Origin of the sequence: Natronosalvus vescus (genome assembly GCF_023973145.1) — an archaeon.
In the GTDB taxonomy this organism is placed as follows: domain Archaea; phylum Halobacteriota; class Halobacteria; order Halobacteriales; family Natrialbaceae; genus Natronosalvus; species Natronosalvus vescus.
This window is the reverse complement of sequence record NZ_CP099546.1, coordinates 896,643-915,016: the sequence shown is the minus strand read 5'-3', so window position 1 is coordinate 915,016 and position 18,374 is coordinate 896,643. Positions and strand designations below refer to the sequence as shown.

Here is an 18,374-nt window from a genome sequence, read left to right as displayed (position 1 = left end):
ACTGGACTGGCCGACACGAAACGGTCACGTCGGTGCACCACCAACGTTCTCGAACCGTTGTTGTCCTCGAGCGCTCTCGGTGTCGGCTCGTAGCGACCGATGAGTGGATTCGGATAACGGCGTTTCGACAGCTGGAAACGTCGCGTTTTGAACTACGGAGAAGGCTCCGGGCTCAGTTCGTCGTCGACCGAGAGTTGTCGCTCGGCTCCGGTGGTGGCTCGACGCCTTCGATCGCCTCGGCCGTCTCAGTGTCCTTCTCGGTTTCGACGTGCCAGCGGTCGAACTCGTCGTCGTATGCCGCGAGCAGGCCGGAGACGTCTTCTTTGAGTACGTCGTCGTTGACGTTCACCTCGAAGACGAACTTGGTGCCGTTCGACCGACCGGTCTGCTGGATGTTGGCGCTGATGAGCGCGTTGTCGAAGTAGTACGGGGCCATCTGGGTCATCACCTTCTTGTAGACCGTGTCCTCGACGCGCCGAATCGCCTTCCGGCCTGCCGTGTCCGCCGCTCGAGCGACGTAATCGACCGACTCACGCCAGCTATCGACGGCGTCGTCGGCGTCGTCGGCCTCGAGCGCCTCGTAGGACTCGGAGAGTTTCTCACCAGCCGTTTTGAGATCCTCGTCGGGCTCTTTCCCGGCCTTTTCGCCTTTGCCTTCTTCGACGCTCGCCTGGTCGGCGGTCTTTTCGCTGACGTCGGTCTCGAGGCGCTCGTGTGCTTTCGGTCGCCACTCCTCCCATTCGTCGAACGCGCGAGCGAAGCGTGCCCCTGCGTCGAGATCGGGATCGTCGACGCCCGTCTCGCGCAACGCCTGCGTGATCCGTTCGCCGTGTTCGACGACGTCGCCCCAGTCGCCGCGCACTTTGAATCCCGAGATGCTCTCTTCCATTCAGTTGAGCAGGCTGTATGCCCTCAGTGGTTATAAATGTCTTCGCCAAACTATGCCGGCAGTGACCGGTGGTGTGTATGCACACGGGAGTCGCCGTGGTGGCGATCACGTGTTCGATCGTCGTCCGTGGTGGGGCAGTGATCGCGCGTTTCGAGCGTGACCCACACCTCGATCCACCACAGAGTAGGTTGCTCCGTTCGTGCTGCCCACATCCATCGCGTGGCGATCAGTGGGTGTGAGAGATCTGCTGACACCGCCAACGATGTCTCTCACCGGGTTAGCGGGTCAAAAAACTGCGGGAACAGGGGACGGCGACAGCCGCCTCCTCGTTAGTTAGCCGAGGAACGGCAGGGAGGCCTGATCGTCTTCGTCGTCGGTGGTGTCGTCATCAGTCGTGTCGTTTTCGTCGTCGGTGGTATCGTCGTCTTCCTCGTCGTCATCGTCGAGTTCTTCCTCGAGTTCGCTCGCATCACCGAGGGTGACGGTTTCAGCGGTTCCGTCCTCGACGGTCATCTCGCCAGCTGAGATGTACTCGATGGTCTCACCGTTGTCCATCTCGTCCATCTCGTCGTCGTCAGTGACGCCGTTGTCGTCATCGTCGGTGTCGACGCCGTTTTCGTCGTCTTCGGTGTCAACGCCATTGTCGTCGTCGTCACCAACGCCATTGTCGTCATCGTCGGTGTCGACGCCGTTCTCGTCATCGTCGGTTTCAGTATCGTCTGTGTCCGTGTCGGCGCCGTCGTCGTCATCCATCTCGTCGTCATCCATCTCGTCGTCTTCAGCGCTCTCGAGTGACTCGATGGTCATCGACTCGATGGTCAACTCTTCGATGTCGAAGGTTTCGATGGTGAGTTCTTCAATCTCCTGGGTTTCAGTATCGTCGTCCATCTCGTCGTCGTCAGTGACATCGTTGTCATCGTCGGTGTCGACGCCGTTCTCGTCATCGTCCATCTCGTCATCGTCGGTGTCGACGCCGTTCTCGTCATCGTCCATCTCGTCATCATCGGTGTCGACGTCGTTCTCATCGTCGTCGGTGACACCGTTGTCATCTTCTTCCTCTTCGTCGTCACCGAACAGACCATTGAAGAAGCCGGTGATTCGGTCGAGGATACCGTCATCGTCCTCGATTTCCAGCTCTTCGATCGTGAGTCGATCGACGTTCATCTCTTCGATGGTGACGTTCTCGATGACGACTTCGTCAGCATCCTCGTCGATGACGTCGTGTTCGTCATCGTCCATCTCGTCGTCATCGGTGTCGACGCCGTTCTCATCATCGTCGGTGTCAACGCCGTTCTCGTCGTCGTCACCAACGCCATTGTCGTCGTCGGTGTCGACGCCGTTCTCGTCATCGTCGGTGTCGACGCCGTTCTCGTCATCGTCGGTGCCAACGCCGTTCTCGTCCATCTCGTCTTCTTCGAAGCTGATGTCGTCGATGGTGACGTTCTCGAGTTCGAGTGACTCGATCTCGATGTCGGAGATGGTTACCTCGTCTTCGTGCTCGTCGACGCCGTTCTCGTCATCGTCGGTGTCAACGCCATTGTCGTCGTCACCAACGCCATTGTCGTCATCGTCGGTGTCGACGCCATTGTCGTCATCGTCGGTGTCGACGCCATTGTCGTCATCGTCGGTGTCGACGCCATTGTCGTCATCGTCCGTATCGACGCCGTTCTCATCATCGTCGGTGTCGACACCGTTCTCGTCGTCATCGGTGTCGTCTTCGTCGAGTTCATCCTCGAGCTCATCGTCTTCGATGTTCAGCTCTTCGACGTTGAGCTCCTCAATCGTCACGTTCTCGAGTGTGACGTTTTCGAGTTCGAGGGACTCGACCTGTACATTTTCAATCGTTACGCTCACGTCTCCGAACTCAGTGTCATCGTTCGCACTTGTGCCCGCCGCTGCACCCGCCAGTGCAGGGCCGCCAGCGAGGGCGACTACCAGGGCAACGAATATGACGCTAAGCTTGTGCGGTCGTGAAACCATGCCTCCGAAGCTATCCCGGGAACAGGGGTAAATGAAGCCGACTGTTTCAGTATTTCTTGGACAAAACCACAGGTTTGAGACCTGAAACGGCCGATAATGCCAGATTCACGAGTTTGCTTTTGAATAAACCGGCGGACACAGCGGACGTAGGTGCCGCCACCGACGGATCCGTTCGTCGCTTGCATATTCCAAGATTGCGTTTCTGACAGCTGGGAACGGAACGTTTACCGCCACGCTCACTAACACTCGAGCGATGCGCGAGTGCTTCGAAATCCGGGCGACAGACGCCGCCGGCCGCCTCGGTGACCTCACCGTCCCCAGCGCCGACACCACCGTCGAAACGCCCGCCCTCCTGCCCGTGATCAACCCCCACCTCGATACGATCGAACCCGGGCAACTCGGCGAGGAGTTCGGCGCGGAGATCCTGATCACGAACGCCTACATCATCTACAACAGCAGCGACGTCCGCGAGCGCGCCCTCGAGGACGGTCTCCACGACCTGCTCGGCTTCGACGGGGCGATCATGACCGACTCCGGCTCGTTCCAGCTCTCCGAATACGGTGAGATCAGCGTCACCACCGAAGAGATCCTCGAGTTCCAGCGCGATATCGGTTCGGACATCGGCACCCCCGTCGACATCCCAACCCCGCCAGACATCGACCGCGAGCGCGCAGAAGCCGACCTCGAGACCACCCAGGAACGCCTCGAAATCGCCGAGACCGTCGACACGGGTGAGATGCTGGTCAACGCGCCGGTTCAGGGGTCGACGTACCCCGATCTGCGCGAGCAAGCCGGCCGCCACGCCGACGCCACCGGGCTGGACGTGTTCCCGATTGGCGCCGTCGTTCCCATGATGAACGACTACCGCTACGACGACATGGTCGACGCGGTCGCGGCCGCAAAACGCGGGCTCGGCGCCGATGCGCCCGTCCACCTCTTTGGGGCGGGCCACCCCATGATGTTCGCGCTGGCGGTCGCGATGGGCTGTGACCTCTTCGACTCGGCAGCCTACGCGCTGTACGCCCGCGACGACCGGTATCTGACCGTCAGCGGTACCCAGCATCTCGCAGACCTGGAGTATCTCCCGTGCCCGTGTCCGGTCTGTACCAGCCACGACGTCGACGACATCCGTGCGATGCCAGACGACGCCCGCGAAACCGCTCTCGCCCGGCACAACCTCCACGTCAGCTTCGCCGAAATCCGCCGGATCAAACAGGCTATTCGTGCCGGCCGCCTCCTCGAACTCGTCGAACAGCGCGCCCGTTCGCACCCGACGATGCTCGACGGCTACCGCGCCCTGCTCGCCCACGCCGACCAGCTCGAGCGCACCGACCCCGTCTCGAAGGGTGCGTTCTTTTACACCTCTCACGAGAGCGCCAACCGGCCGGAGGTGGTGCGCCACCACGAGCGCCTCGCGCGCCTCGCCGTTCCCGACTCGGTGTTTCTCACGGAGGGCGACGCCTCGAGCGACGAGCGCTACGACGCCTCCTGGCGCGTCCGTCCCCCGTTCGGGCCGTTTCCACGAGCGCTCTCGCGAACGTATCCGCTCTCTGCGGAAGTGCCACAGCACCAGGATCGGTCGGCGCTCGAAGCGGCCGCCACCGGCGTCCGACGGCTGGTCGAGGCGAATCCCGACAGTTCGTTCACGCTGGGCCATCGCGACTGGCCCGCGGCCGTGCTCGAGGACGTTCCCGACCGCGTGCGAGTGCTGGATCTGACGACCGATTTCGAGTCGCTCGAGTGAGCCGTTCGCGACGAATTCTCGCCAGAGTTCGGGCTGTAGGCGAACCGAGACAGTGATCGTCGGACATCTCAACCGTTATGGGACTCCCTCTCCTCGAGACGACCAATGGCGCTCTGGCACGAGATCCTCAGAGGGAGTGCGATCCTCGCGATCGTCGGCCTCACCCTGCTGGTTCCCGTCCTGTTACTCGAGTTCGGGTACACGCACGAGCGGTTTCTCCTCCTTTCGATCCTCGTGTTGGCCGCCTGGGCCGGCGGTGTCGCGGTCGTCACGGGCCGGACGCGACTTGGGTATCTCGCCGCAGGTACCCTCTTCGTCTTCTCGCTCTGGGACGACCTGATTCAGACGGCTGCAGTGCCGACGGCCGTCCTGATCGCCCTCGGCGTGCTCGCGACCCGGTACGGGACGAAACGCTACTCGAGTGAGACCGAACCCGAGACCGAAAAATCGACACAAGCGGAGTGACTCGACACACCCGATCGTACCACCGATTGACGATCGCCATCGCGCTTCGATACCCTTTACCACCTTCGTTTCGCAATAGGTTCTATGAGTTCCGTTCCCACACGATCGGAGATCGAGGAGGAGTACACCTGGGATCTCGAGAGCATATACGCCACGGACGACGACTGGGAGAACGCAAACGAGGACGCAAGCGAACTGATCGACGAACTCGCCGCCTACGAGGGAGAAGCGACCGAGGACGCAGCGACGCTGCTCGAGGTGTTCGAACTGCGCGATTCGCTCATGCGCGAGATTTCGATGATCGCCTCCTACGCCCGGATGCGAAGCGACGAGGACACGACGGATCAGGAGTATCAGGCACTGAGTGCGCGAGCACAAGCGCTGGTCGCTGAGGCACAGTCGGCCGCCTCGTTCATCGACCCCGAACTCCAAGAGCTCACCCGCGAGGCATTTGATGCCATGGTCGAGAACGAACCCGACCTCGAGACCTACGACCACTACGTCGACGACGTGTTGCGAATGAAACCGCACACCAGGTCGGCGGAGATCGAAGCACTGCTGGCCGACCTGGGTGAGGTCACCGGCTCCCCCGGCGAGGTGTACGGCATGCTCTCGAACGCCGATATGACGTTCCCGACGGTCGAGGATCCCGACGGAGAGGTAGTCGAGATCACCCAGAGCAACTTCGTCAACTTGCTCAAGCGACCCGACCGCGACTTCCGCCAGCGCGTCTACGAAGCCTACTTCGACGAGTGGGAGAGCGTGCGCAACACCGTCGCATCGACCTACAAAAACAGCGTCAAGACCGACGTCAAACTCGCCCAGGCGCGCAGCTACGACACCGCACGAGAGGCCGCCCTCGACGGCCCTAACGTCCCCGTCGAGGTCTACGACACGCTCGTCGAGACCGTCAACGACAACCTCGAGCACCTGCATCGTCACGCCGAACTCAAACGCCAAGCCCTCGAGGTCGACGAACTGCAGATGTGGGATCTGTACATGCCCCTCACCGGCGACGAAGGGCCGGACGTCGAGTACGACGACGCGGCCCAGTACGTCGTCGACGCCGTCGCGCCCCTGGGCAAGGAGTACCAGTCCCGCGTGGCCGACGGGCTCGACTCGCGCTGGGTCGACGTCTACGAGAACGAGGGCAAACGCTCGGGAGCGTACTCCGGCGGCACGTACGACACTCAGCCGTATATCCTGATGAACTATCAGGACGACGTCGCCTCGATGTACACCCTGGCCCACGAACTCGGCCACTCGATGCACTCCGAACTGACGAAGGACGAACAGCCCTACGTCTACTCGAGCTACGAAATCTTCGTTGCCGAGGTCGCGAGCACGGTCAACGAGGCCCTCCTGACCCACCACTTACTCGAGACCGTCGAGGAGCCGGCGTTCCGCAAGGCCATCCTCAACGAGTTCCTCGAGCGGGTGCGCTCGACGCTCTACCGCCAGACGCTCTTCGCGGAGTTCGAACACGAGGCCCACGCCATGGAGGAAGGAGGAGAACCGCTGACGGCCGACCGACTCGACGAGGTCTACGGCGACCTCAAGGATCGGTACTACGAGCCGGCGGCCACCGACGACAATATCGCTCGCGAGTGGATGCGCATCCCGCACTTCTACCGGGCGTTCTACGTCTACCAGTACTCGACGGGGATCTCGGCCGCCCTCGCCATCGCCGACGACATCATCGAGAACGGCGAGGAGGCTGCCGAAGACTACCTCGAGTTCCTCCGCCGCGGTTCGCGAGAGTACCCACTCGAGTTGCTCGACGTCGCCGGCGTCGACATGCGGTCGCCCGAACCGGTCGACCGGGCGCTCTCGACGTATCGCGAGCGCCTCGACGAACTCGATGCACTGCTCGAGTAACCGCTTTGTCTAAAACCGGGCTGGCGGATACCCAACGCTCTCTCCCTATCAGGACGCGAACTCGACACCACTGATCTCGAAGCGCGCTCCGCCGTCTGTCCCCGCCGTTACCTCGATACTCCACTCGTGGGCGTCGACTATTTCAGAGGCGATAGCGAGACCGAATCCGGTACCATCCTGTGCAGTGGAGTAGCCCGAGTCGAACACCAACTGGCGATTCGATTCGGGAATACCCACACCGTCGTCCTCGACGTAGAAGCCGCGTCCGTCCTCGAGCAGGCCGACGCGAATCGTTAGCCCGCTCGCAGAGGTATTCTCGTTTGTCACCTCGACACTCGCTGTCGAATGTGTATCCAACTCGTTCCCATGCTCACGTTCGGTCGTCTCTTTGCGAGCGCCAGCGAGCGAATCGCTCGTGGAACCGTGTTCCACGGCGTTACGAAACAGGTTCTCGAGCAGTTGCTGGAGGCGGTCGGGATCAGCGAACAGTCGACCGGATACCCGATCCACGCTATCGACGTCCAGCTCGAGGGAAGCCCCTGCCGTCGACACCATCGACCAGCAGTCGTTGGCAACCACCTCGAGTGAGACCGTCGTTTTGTCGTCGATCGGCTGCCCCTGCCGGGCCAACGCGAGGACGTCCTCGATGAGTGCCTCCATTCGGTCGTGTGATTCGGCGACGATTTCGAGGTGTTCGGTTGCCTCCTCGGGTTCAGCCCGAGCCAGCTCGAGGTGTCCCTTCGCGACCGACAGCGGATTCCTGAGATCGTGTGAAATCATGCTGGCGAAGCTCTCCAATCGATCGTTCTGGCGCTCGAGTTTCTGACGGTACTGTTCCTGATCCGTGACGTCGTCGACGGTGAGAATCCGTCCCCCTTCGGCCGAGCCGGCACCGAACGGGCTGGCGGTAATCCGGTAGTACCGCCGTGGCGACCCGCGTTCGAGAATCGCACGCTCCGTGTCGAGCACCGACCCCACCGCGGGGAGTATCGCCTCGAGCGGTTCGTTAATGGCGTTCTGATGAAGTTCCGAGAAGAGCAATTCGGCATCGTCGTTGTAATCGGCAATGCGGCCGGCGCTGTCGATGACGACGATCGGGTCGTCGTGTGCTGCCGCCAGTCGGATCGTCTCGAAGGAATCGAGGTAGACGTACAACATTCCCACGGCGAAGAACGCAACCCCGACCGCGGAGTGGGTGGTTTCGACGAGTATTGGGGTCGTCGTCGCGTACAAATCGAGGGCGACCGGTGCGCCGGTGAGCGCAAGTACCACCACGAGCGGGCGTGTATCGTGGCTGAGTTGTGAGAACAGTTCGAGGAGTATGAAAAAGCCGACGAACGAGAGGGCATAGGCCAGCCCCATGACGACCCAGTGCAACGGGAGGTGCCCGATCTCGAGGTGGGGGAACGGCGTCGTCGCCAGTTCGGCCGTGTAGTACCAGCCGTGGATCGGGTTGGTGAGTTTCACGGCGACGATACCGAGAAAGACCACGACCGCCGCCCGACGCACGCCGGTGTCGAGATGCAACGACCGCCCGGTGAACGCAGAGCAGAAATACAGCCAGGGCCCGACGGTTGCGATCCCGATCACGAGACCGACGAGGTAGAACAGCTCGGCCAGTCCCGCCGTAGGGGCGATCAGGTAGCCCACGTGGGCCGTTGCCCAGCCGCCGCTGAGCCACAATAGCCAGGTCAGTCCCCGCCGCGTTTCGCGGTTCGGGATGTGTTGAGAGCGCCTCACGCTCAGCACGCAGACGAGTGCGCTGAGTCCAAAAAGGAGGAGATAGCCCACGAACAGAACGTTCATCAACACCTGTACGTTGCAACAGGGATGGCTTAACTGTAGTTGCCGCCCGCGGTGGCTCGCTATCGTCCAGCATCCGACAGCGGTTTACACATATGCAACACGTCGAACGGTGCGCCCTCGAGTTCGCGGACGCGCACGTCTCGATACCCCCGCCGGTGGTACATCTCCGGCAGGAAGGGGTGGCCAGCGAACGTTCGCAGTCGCAGTCGATCGTGGCCGTCTCGCCGAGCCACTCCTTCGACGTGATCGATCAACGCGTCTCCGATGCCAGCGCCTCGAGCCCGCGGTGGCACCGCCAGTCGTCCGAACTCGGGATCGTCGGGGTGGTAGTACCCGTGATCACGATAGCGAATGCTGCCAACGAGTTTGCCGCCGTCGACGGCGACGAACAGCCGGGCGCCTCGGATCCAGTTATCGAGGGCTCCTCGATCAGCCTCCGCAGCACGTGATGGAAACCCCAGTTCGACGTTCAACGCGTAGGCGTCCCGGTAGAGGCGGGCCAGCGTTGGGGCGTCCGCGAGCGTTGCCGGGCGAATGGAGACGGGAGCGGTCGGACTCACACTCGCCAGGTGCCACTCGAGTGATTTGACGGTGTCGACACGGCGTGGCGCTCCCTCATCACAGCGCCGACTACTGTCATCGACGGGAACCGGCTCACATCTCGGTTCCGAGATAGTCGGGTTCATCGAGAGGGACGGATTCGCTCGGGCTCGAGTTTCAGCGCATACCAGCGGCGAGCACCAGGGTTTAGTACCCCTCACTCGACACCTCGAAGCATGGAACTCACCCCCGAGGAGTACGGCGCCTACTGGCAAGCGTCCGCCCGCATCGCCGTCGGTGTGCTCGTCCTCGTCGTCGGCTACTGGTTTACAGCGCCGTTTCTGGGCTACTCCGACCTCGGGGCTCGAGCCCTCGGGTTCGTCCTCTTCATCGGACTCGTTTTCGTCGGCTGTTTCGTACTCACGCTGGGACTGGCTCGTCTCATCAGGACGGCCGTGGCCGCCGAACGCCGCCAGTGATCGGGGGAGTCGTAGTGGGTCGTCCTTGAGGACGCTCGTTCACCGATCCTATCGGAGTTGGTCTCGATCTCTCGAGACCGAAATATAGCGACGAACGGTTTGGGGCACCCGATTTCTATCAGCGTGGAACGATAAACCCTTAACCGTACCGAGAGTAAACGCCGCCATATGAGCGACGACGAGGGTGGTCGCAAGAACCTCCGAATGCCAGACGAGGACGAGGTCTTCGCGACCGTCACGAACATGCTCGGCGCGAACCGGGTGAAGGTACGGTGTGCTGATGGGAAAGAGCGAACCGCTCGCATCCCCGGGAAGATGCAAAAGCGAATCTGGATTCGTGAGGATGACGTCGTCCTCGTCGAACCCTGGGACTGGCAGGACGAAAAAGCCGACATCACCTGGCGCTACGAGAAAGCCGACGCTGACCAATTGCGGCGAGAAGGCCACATCCAATAATACGACCTTTTACGCTGCGTTCGTATCACGACGGGAGCGCCAGTGGCGCTCCACATCGCGTTGAGACTCGGCAAAAGCTCGGCCAAAAGCACTCCTCCTTTCCCTCCACTCACTGCGTTCGCTTCGGGTCAGTCGTCGGCCCGCTCGCTCGGCGTCGCCTCGCTCGCGGTCAATGTCGGAAACACACCTGCCCTCCCCCGAGTCACACGCCTCTCGCGATGCTCGAGTCGTGTTCCCGGCCACTGAACGGAATAGCACAGCGATTACCTTTCAGACGGGCCGTGCAATTCGTCTCGAGCGATTTGTAATCCTACAACCCGGCCACGTCTTCGATGGCGTCGGTCAAGGCTTCGATCGACTCGCGGTCGTGTTCGCCCATGTGGCCGATCCGGAACGTCTTCTCGCCGAGTGCCGACCCATAGCCGTTCGAAAAGACCATGTCGTACTCCTCGCTTACGGCCTCGATGGTTGCGGCGACGTCGATCTCTCGGGTGTTTTCGATGCAACTGACGGTCTGTGATTCGTAGCCCGCCTCGGGGAACATATCGAAGTGCTCGTGTGCCCACTCGCGGGTGTACTCGGCCATCTCTCGATGACGCTCGTCGCGGGCATCGTGGCCTTCCTCGAGCATATATTTCATCTGCTTGCGGTAGGCGAGCATGATCGGAATGGCGGGCGTCGAGTGGGTCTGCCCCTTCCGGTCGTAGTAGTCTATCGTCCGCTGGAAGCCCCCGTACCACGACGCCGACTCGCGCTCGAGTTCGCGCTCGTAGGCGTCCTCGCTGACGACGCAGACGGCAAGTCCGGGGGGCATAGCGAAGGCCTTCTGTACCGACGTGAAGATGACGTCAATGTTGTGCTCGTCGATGTCGACGTAATCGCCGCCCAGGGCGGAAACCGCATCGACGACAAAGTACGTATCCGGGTACTCCGCCACGACGTCGCCGATCTCCTCGACGGGGTTGCGGACGCCAGTCGAACTCTCGTTCATCACGCAGGTGACGACATCGTAGTCGGTGTCGCTCTCTTCGAGATATGCGCGGACGTCCTCGGGTTTGACCGCCTGGCCCCACTCGTACTCGAGGGTGTCGACGGTCTTGCCGAGGCGCTCGGTGATGTTGGCCTGGCGTTCGCTGAAACTCCCACAGGTCGTACAGAGGACGTTCTCGTCGACGAGGTTGAGGATCGAGTGCTCCATGAAGCCCGTGCCCGACCCCGTGAGGACGATCACGTCGTTGTCGGTGCCGAGGAACGTCTTCGTGTCCTCGATGATGGTCGTGTACAGATCCGTCATGCGATCCATGCGGTGGCCGAACATCGGCTCGCACATCGCCTCGATGACGTCCTCACGAACCTCGGTCGGCCCCGGGATATACAACGTTTTGTCGGGATAGTCGGCTTTGTATTCGCGTTCGTTGGTCACGCAAACCACCTGAGTACGTGCTACTGCGTCGGGGGACGGTATGGTACTTTGGAATGGTGCAGTAGCGGCCCGGTCGGAGAATAGAACAATGACCCACCTCCGCAAATCGTCACTCGAGAAACGAACGGCGAAGCCGCATCAATCCGCGGCGACGACGTTTCCTCGAACCCCCGTTCCGTGCCGTCGTTCGTCCTCGGTCGTCACGTAGACGTTGCCGCCAACGACGACGCCATCGGGGTCGCTTGGCCGGTACGGGCCATAGCCCACCGCAGGAGCGGCCGTCTGCCAGAGGGCACCGAGTTTACACAGCGCGAATCCGAGCAGGATCAGTGTGAACCCAGCGAGAGTGCCAATGGTAATCGACTCGCCCAGCGCCAGCCACCCGACCACGGCGGCGACCACGGGGACGGCATAGTTGACGAGGCTGAGTTCCGTCGAACCGATGCGCTCGAGCAATACGAAGTAGGCGAAAAAGCCCCCGCCCGTCGCCACGATAGCGAGGTACGCCAGGGCGGCAAGTGCAGCGAAGTTGATCTCGAGACCCGTTATCGTCTCCGCGGGGTGGAGTCCACTCAGCGTGTGAAGGACGACGGCTCCGAGCCCCATCGCCCAGGCCTGCAAGGAGACGATGGGGAGCGTGCCGTTCGTCCGTTCGGTCAACACCGAGCCGAGCGCGAACACGATTGCCGACCCGAAGAGGAGGGCGACGCCGGCTGCCTGGCCGTCGAGCGAGCCGCCGCCGATGGCGATCACGGTGACGCCGACCAGCCCGAGGAGAATGCCGAGAACGGCTGGCGGCCGGATTCGCGCCTGCGGGAGTAACGCGAGTGCCAGTGGCGGCGTCACGATCGGCGTCAAACTCAGGACGACCGCGGCAACCCCACTCGAGACGTACGACTGCCCGAGAAAGAGCAGGGCGAAGTGGGCACCGATCAGGAGGCCACCGCCGACGGCGATCAACAGCCAGTCCGCTCGAGTTTGCGGCCGCCAGGATGCACCGGTAAGGGCGACCGCGACGGCAAACAGGAGGGCCGCGACGTCGAAACGGAGCGCAGCGAAGAGGATCGGCGGCAAGGTTGCCAGTCCGACCTCGATCGCTGCAAACGAGGTGCCCCAGACGAGTGCCAGCCCGCCAAAGAGCAAGATATCTCTTCTTCCAGTCATTATCGTTCGAATGGCTCGGAGGTATATCTATGTTGCTATCCGGACGTTTCGAGGTCTGAAACCCCAATATTCACAGATGGTTGGTACCACACCACACAATGGTAATTTGGCATGTTAGTCCATAACGTGATAAATTTTGGCCGAGTCAGCTGGAGACCCAGATGGACAGGAGACCCTGATGGGGCCGAAGAGTGAAACTCGAGCAGGGATCGCACCACATCCAGGGGCTGATCCCGTTCAGCGCAGCGGCCAAGCTGCTCGGTAGTTTACGCACAGGCGGTACTGGTACGAGTTGAGGTTCCAATGCCTCGAGCATCAAGTAATTGACCGGGAAGGACACAACGGTGTGCGCATCGCTCGATGCGTGTAGAAACAGCTATTCGGTCAGTTGGATCGATTGTGAGTGTGAGCCGCGGTGGCTTATGCGTCCTCCTCGTCCTCCTCTTCTTCCTCTTCTTCCGCCGGATCTTCCTCCTCTTCTTCCTCTTCCGCCGGCTCTTCCTCCTCTTCTTCCTCTTCCGCCGGCTCTTCCTCCTCTTCTTCCTCCTCTTCTTCCTCTTCCGCCGGCTCTTCCTCATCGATTGGATCCTCTGCCGGATCGTCAGCGCCTTCTTCTTCACCGGGGCCGCCACAACCCGCAATGAGCGCTGTCAGTGTCACTCCCGTCAATCCAAGTACTCGTCGTCGCGAATACGCCGGTTTGGGAACCATACCTCCTCGTTTGATGGACGGTCAAATAGAGTGACGACTTGCACGTGCAGGTTACCCTCGAGAAACCGGTATACGAGTCCCCTCGTGGCCGTCGGTGTGATTCAGTAACGCCTAACGATAGTCCACATCAGCCCGTGTGTACCTCGACGTCGCCGACCATCGACGTCTGATGGGGTTCACAGTGATACTCGACCATCTCCTCGGTCGCTTCGAACGTGAGCGACTGCTCGTCGTCGTCCGTCCACTCGGTGTCGACGACGATGTCGCCACCGTCGTCGACGAATGCGATGTTGTGTTCTTGCCCGTCCTGGTTGTACCAGGTGAGTTCGTACTCGTTCCCGTCGAACAACACGAGCGTCGGGTTCTCGACGCCGTCGATCGGATCGGGTGAGACGCCCGTCCACTGTTCGACCTGCCCGTCGAGTTCGATTTCGGAGACATCCTCCCACTCCTCCGGATCCCCGCTGTCACCGTCGTCCCCGTTTCCGACACAGCCCGCAACTGCCACAGTCACGCCAGTCCCGGCGAGGGCCATCATCGTCCGTCGCGAGAGCGAATCGAATGAGCGCATTGGCCATAGATGGGCGCTCGAGCGGAATAAGCGCCAGCCCTACTATCCCACGGTCGACAGCGAAATGCGCTGCGTTCCTCGCCAGCAGATGCGTCAGTCCAGACTGACCGAAACCGCTCACGCCTCCCGTTCGTCGAGTGAGAGCTGTGGGCTAGCGCCGATCGAACAGCGAAGAAACGCCGGGACGGCGACGAGAGCGATCAGAATCTCGAGGCCGCCGACGACGAGAAACGCCAGGTCGTACCCCCAAGTGCTGGCGACGGTACCGCCGATGAGGAACCCGCCGAGGAAGCCGAGACTACCTGCCAAATTGAAGCCAGCCATAGCGAGGCCACGCTCCTCGTCGTCGGCCAGGTCGGTCACGAGTGCCATCGTCGCCGGGGAGATGAGTGCACCCAGAACTCCAACGAGTACCATCGTGATGGCCGCAATCGTCACGCTCGGTGCCGCCCCAACTGCCAGGATGCCGACGCCGTAACTGATCGAGCCGGCGACGATCGGAACGGTGCGTCCGATCCGATCCGAGAGCATGCCCATCGGGTACTGGAACAGGGCGAACGGAGCGAAAAAGCACGCCAGCAACAGACCGGTCGTGGCGGCGTCGACGGCGAACGTGTCCTGGAAGTACAGCGTGCCGACGAGGGCAAAGAATCCAGCGGTGAGGCGGTCGACGAAGCCAAAGGCGTACGGAATCGAGAGCGTCGGTCGGCGGCGAACGCCGTCGAGGATAGCCGCCACCCCTCTGCTCGAGGTTGGGGCGCGGTCGTCGGCGAGGATGACCAGTAGGCCGACGAGACACAGCAACGCGGCGGCGGCGACGAGTGGTGCGAGCGGGTCGATGCCGGTCAGCTGGCCACCGACAGGGGCACCCGTCGCTGCCCCCAGCCCGATGGCGATGCCGGCGGCACCCATATTCCGGCCGTGGCCGCCCTCGAGATCCATGAGCATGGTCATCGTCAGCGAGAGCGCACCGACCGTCATCGCGCCCTGAAAGGCCCGGACGAGGAGGACGCCCTCGAAGGGGATCGTGGTGGCCACGGCGATGACGGCGAGGCCTGCGTAACCGGCCGCTCCGGCGAGGGCGCTGGCGACGATAAACGGGGTTCGACGAGCGGTGTAATCGCTGGCAAGTCCCCAGATTCCGACGAAAACGACGTAGGCTCCGAACTCGGCTACCAGGAACCACATGCTCGCATCGAGGGTCGTCTCGGTAATCGGTGAGGTCGCAGCGTCGGCGCCGAGTGCGGTGACGAGGTCGCCGATGCCCGGATAGAGTAATAGCTGCGAGAACAGCACCGCGAAAACGACGGCGGCGAGAACGACTCGATCCCGGTCACTCGAGTGCACGGACGCCAGTTGGGGTGGCGACACTATGAAAGCGTCCGTTTTCGACGCCAGCCGCGCCAGGATCGGTGATTATTCGAGTACCCACCCCGGACGATAGGAAACCAGTGCTGTGGCGTGTTCCCGTCTCTCGTGTGCCACTCGAGCGGGTCGCTCACGGTATTTGCCGTTACTGCTGTGCATAAGTCTCCACAGGATTATGCATACAAAACATGAGTGACGACGGGAGCGACGGGCCATCGACGCCGGGATTTGCCACCCAGAGCATCCACGGGGGGTACGACGGCGATCCGACGACCGGCGCGCCGGTGGTGCCGATCTATCAGACGACCTCCTACACCTTCGACGACGCCGACACCGCTGCCGAACTGTACGCCCTCGAGCGCGAGGGGCACATCTACTCCCGGATCAGCAACCCCACGGTCGAGGCACTAGAGAATCGGCTGGCGTCGCTCGAGAGCGGGGCCGGTGCCGTCGGGACAGCCAGCGGGATGGCAGCGCTGGACTCGATCGTCCTCGTCCTCGCCGAGTCGGGCGACAACGTCGTCTGCTCGACGGACACCTACGGCGGGACGACTGCCTACTTCGCGAAGACCGCTACCAAACGAGGGATCGACACCCAGTTCGTCCCGACGCTCGAGTACGACGCCTACGCCGAGGCGATCGACGAGGACACCGCGTTCGTGCACGTCGAGACGATCGGCAACCCCTCCCTGGTGACGCCAGACTTCGATCGACTGGTCGACATCGCCCACGACAACGGCGTCCCACTGGTCGTCGACAACACCTTTGCTACCCCTGCGCTGTGTCGGCCCTGCGAGCACGGCGCTGACGTCGTCTGGGAGTCGACGACGAAGTGGATCCACGGCTCTGGAACGACGGTTGGCGGGGTCGTCGTCGACGCCGGCACGTTCGACTGGGGTGCCAACGGCTACGACGAAGTGGCCGGGCCGAACCACGCCTATCACGACGTCGATTTCGCCCGGGATTTCGCCGACGCGCCGCTGGCAGCGGCCGTCCGCTACCGCTCGACGCGCAGCCTCGGCAACCAGCAATCACCCCACGATGCGTGGCAGACAATACAGGGGCTCGAGACCCTGCCCCTCCGGATCGAGAAACACTGTGAGAACGCCGCCATCGTCGCTGACTACCTCCGTGATCACGACGACGTCGCCTGGGTCACCTATCCCGGACACGAGAGCCATCCGACCCACGGCAACGCCGCCCGCTACCTGTCTGACTACGGCGGGATGATCGCCTTCGGTCTCGAGGGTGGCGACCGCGAGCGAGGTGGCTACCACGCTGGCAAGACGTTCTGTGAATCGGTCGATCTCGCCCAGTTCCTCGCGAACATCGGCGACGCAAAGACGCTGGTCATCCACCCCGCAAGCACGACCCACGGCCAGCTCACCCCGAAGGAACAGGCAGAGGCCGGTGTTACCTCCGACCTCGTGCGTCTTTCGGTCGGGATCGAAGACCCCGCAGATTTGCTGGCCGATCTCGAGGGGGCCATCGACGCGGCGATGGCTGCCCTGGGAGAGGAGTGACGCCCATGACGACCAGAGACACCGTCGACATCGGATCGTTCACGTTCGAATGCGGGGAGTCGATCCCCAGCCTCGAGATCGCCTACGAGACGTACGGCGAGTTCGACGGAGGGCGAGCGGGGCCGGGATCCGCCATGGGCGAGCGGGAGGTTCCCGCAAGTAACGCCGTTCTCGTCTGTCACGCCCTCACGGGAAGTGCACACGTTGCGCGCCGACCCGACGTCGGTGACGAAACGGCCGGGCAGGCTCGCGCCTGGTGGGGCGACGTCGTCGGCCCAGGGAAAGCGATCGACACCACGGAGTACTACGTCGTCTGCGCGAACGTTCCGGGCTCGTGTTACGGGACGACGGGACCCTCGAGCAGTAACCCGGAGACCGGCGAGCCCTACGGCACCGACTTCCCGCCCGTCACCGTCGGCGACTGGACGCGCGCCCAGCGACGGCTGCTCGACGAACTCGGCGTCGGCCGCCTGCGAGCAGTCGTCGGCGGATCGGTCGGCGGGATGAACGTCCTCGACTGGCTTCGGCGGTACCCCGACGACGTCGAGGTCGCTGCCGCCGTTGCAACAGCCCCCAGACTCGACCCGCAGTGTCTCGCCCTCGATGCGGTCGCCCGGCGGGCCATCACGAGCGATCCGGACTGGAACGGCGGTCACTACTACGACAGCGGGGCCAACTGTGACGGCGATGATGGCGATGATGGCGATGATAATAATGACGATTATGGCGATACGGACGAGCCAGGCCACGCCGTCGGTCCAACTGACGGGCTCGCTCGAGCGAGACAGCTCGGTCACATCATGTATCTCTCGAAGTCCTCGATGGATCGGAAGTTCGGCCGACGAGCGGCCGGCCGAGAGGCGACACGTGACGGCCCACCGGATCCTGCAGGTGGGTTTTTCCCCTATCGCGAGGTCGAATCCTACCTCGACTACCAGGCCGAGCGCTTCGTCGACCGGTTCGACGCCAACAGCTACCTTTATCTAACGCGAGCGATGGACGACTTCGACCTCTCGTCGGGGTATGGCTCCGACGGCGACGCGCTCGCCGCCTTCGAGGGTGAACTCCTCTTGCTGTCGTTTACCGGCGACTGGCACTTCACCGTCGAACAGGCGGAGGCGCTCGCCGCGGCGTGTCGCGAGACGGGGGTTCCGGTCTCCCACCACGTCATCGAGTCCGACCACGGCCACGACGCCTTTCTGGTCGAACCAGAAACCGTCGGCCCGCCGCTCGCCGGACTGCTCGAGGACGGCTTACAAGCCCGGTCGATCACCGATACCGTCCACTCGGCGGTGCCCGAGAACGAGACGTTCGCACCGGTTCACACGAGTCTGTTCTCGAAGTGAACGGTGGTGATTTCAGTCCCCGTTGGTCGGA

At 62.5% G+C, this 18,374-nt stretch carries 16 protein-coding genes; 7 read left to right on the top strand and 9 right to left on the bottom strand.

The window, feature by feature from the left end:
• Positions 1 to 172: 172 nt before the first annotated feature.
• The gene (locus tag NGM68_RS04245) at positions 173 to 889 is read right to left on the bottom strand and encodes a DUF5828 family protein (RefSeq protein WP_252700405.1); all 717 of its coding nucleotides are present in this window, start codon (positions 887 to 889) and stop codon (positions 173 to 175) included.
• Between the two features lie 333 nt (positions 890 to 1,222).
• A complete protein-coding gene (locus NGM68_RS04240) occupies positions 1,223 to 2,869 on the bottom strand; it encodes a hypothetical protein (protein ID WP_252700404.1) in 1,647 nt (548 codons plus the stop codon).
• A 253-nt stretch (positions 2,870 to 3,122) separates the two neighbouring features.
• Here NGM68_RS04240 and tgtA point away from each other — a divergent pair, with 253 nt between their 5' ends.
• The 3 genes from tgtA to pepF all read left to right on the top strand — a co-directional run bounded on the left by tgtA (position 3,123) and on the right by pepF (position 6,956).
• Positions 3,123 to 4,613: a tRNA guanosine(15) transglycosylase TgtA gene (gene tgtA, locus NGM68_RS04235; RefSeq protein ID WP_252700403.1), complete on the top strand. Its 1,491-nt coding sequence runs from the start codon at positions 3,123 to 3,125 to the stop codon at positions 4,611 to 4,613.
• A gap of 105 nt (positions 4,614 to 4,718) precedes the next feature.
• On the top strand, positions 4,719 to 5,078 hold the full coding sequence (locus NGM68_RS04230; RefSeq protein ID WP_252700402.1) for a hypothetical protein: 360 nt from the start codon (positions 4,719 to 4,721) through the stop codon (positions 5,076 to 5,078).
• Positions 5,079 to 5,162: 84 nt separating this feature from the next.
• Positions 5,163 to 6,956, top strand: coding sequence for an oligoendopeptidase F (pepF, locus tag NGM68_RS04225; protein ID WP_252700401.1), 1,794 nt, complete (start codon positions 5,163 to 5,165; stop codon positions 6,954 to 6,956).
• Positions 6,957 to 7,004: 48 nt separating this feature from the next.
• Here pepF and NGM68_RS04220 read toward each other — a convergent pair whose 3' ends face one another.
• Together NGM68_RS04220 and NGM68_RS04215 are read right to left on the bottom strand one after the other, a co-directional pair.
• Positions 7,005 to 8,762: an ATP-binding protein gene (locus tag NGM68_RS04220; protein WP_252700400.1), complete on the bottom strand. Its 1,758-nt coding sequence runs from the start codon at positions 8,760 to 8,762 to the stop codon at positions 7,005 to 7,007.
• A gap of 59 nt (positions 8,763 to 8,821) precedes the next feature.
• Entirely contained in the window at positions 8,822 to 9,322 is a 501-nt protein-coding gene (locus NGM68_RS04215) for a GNAT family N-acetyltransferase (protein ID WP_252700399.1), read from the bottom strand.
• A gap of 216 nt (positions 9,323 to 9,538) precedes the next feature.
• On the opposite strand from NGM68_RS04215, the gene NGM68_RS04210 reads away from it, so the two are divergent.
• Together NGM68_RS04210 and eif1A are read left to right on the top strand one after the other, a co-directional pair.
• Entirely contained in the window at positions 9,539 to 9,781 is a 243-nt protein-coding gene (locus tag NGM68_RS04210) for a hypothetical protein (RefSeq protein WP_252700398.1), read from the top strand.
• Positions 9,782 to 9,949: 168 nt separating this feature from the next.
• Positions 9,950 to 10,237, top strand: coding sequence for a translation initiation factor eIF-1A (eif1A, locus tag NGM68_RS04205; RefSeq protein ID WP_252700397.1), 288 nt, complete (start codon positions 9,950 to 9,952; stop codon positions 10,235 to 10,237).
• A 310-nt stretch (positions 10,238 to 10,547) separates the two neighbouring features.
• On the opposite strand, the gene NGM68_RS04200 is transcribed toward eif1A, so the two are convergent.
• From NGM68_RS04200 to NGM68_RS04180, 5 genes are all read right to left on the bottom strand, one after another.
• Positions 10,548 to 11,660, bottom strand: coding sequence for a pyridoxal-phosphate-dependent aminotransferase family protein (locus NGM68_RS04200; protein WP_252700396.1), 1,113 nt, complete (start codon positions 11,658 to 11,660; stop codon positions 10,548 to 10,550).
• Positions 11,661 to 11,798: 138 nt separating this feature from the next.
• Complete coding sequence (locus tag NGM68_RS04195; RefSeq protein ID WP_252700395.1) at positions 11,799 to 12,824, bottom strand: DMT family transporter; 1,026 nt, start codon at positions 12,822 to 12,824, stop codon at positions 11,799 to 11,801.
• Between the two features lie 420 nt (positions 12,825 to 13,244).
• Positions 13,245 to 13,535: a hypothetical protein gene (locus NGM68_RS04190; protein ID WP_252700394.1), complete on the bottom strand. Its 291-nt coding sequence runs from the start codon at positions 13,533 to 13,535 to the stop codon at positions 13,245 to 13,247.
• A gap of 127 nt (positions 13,536 to 13,662) precedes the next feature.
• The gene (locus NGM68_RS04185; protein ID WP_252700393.1) at positions 13,663 to 14,106 is read right to left on the bottom strand and encodes a cupredoxin domain-containing protein; all 444 of its coding nucleotides are present in this window, start codon (positions 14,104 to 14,106) and stop codon (positions 13,663 to 13,665) included.
• Between the two features lie 117 nt (positions 14,107 to 14,223).
• Positions 14,224 to 15,453, bottom strand: coding sequence for an MFS transporter (locus NGM68_RS04180; RefSeq protein ID WP_252700392.1), 1,230 nt, complete (start codon positions 15,451 to 15,453; stop codon positions 14,224 to 14,226).
• Between the two features lie 209 nt (positions 15,454 to 15,662).
• On the opposite strand from NGM68_RS04180, the gene NGM68_RS04175 reads away from it, so the two are divergent.
• Positions 15,663 to 16,997, top strand: coding sequence for an O-acetylhomoserine aminocarboxypropyltransferase/cysteine synthase family protein (locus tag NGM68_RS04175; protein ID WP_252700391.1), 1,335 nt, complete (start codon positions 15,663 to 15,665; stop codon positions 16,995 to 16,997).
• A gap of 5 nt (positions 16,998 to 17,002) precedes the next feature.
• Positions 17,003 to 18,343, top strand: coding sequence for a homoserine O-acetyltransferase family protein (locus tag NGM68_RS04170; RefSeq protein ID WP_252700390.1), 1,341 nt, complete (start codon positions 17,003 to 17,005; stop codon positions 18,341 to 18,343).
• The last annotated feature ends 31 nt before the right edge of the window (positions 18,344 to 18,374 follow it).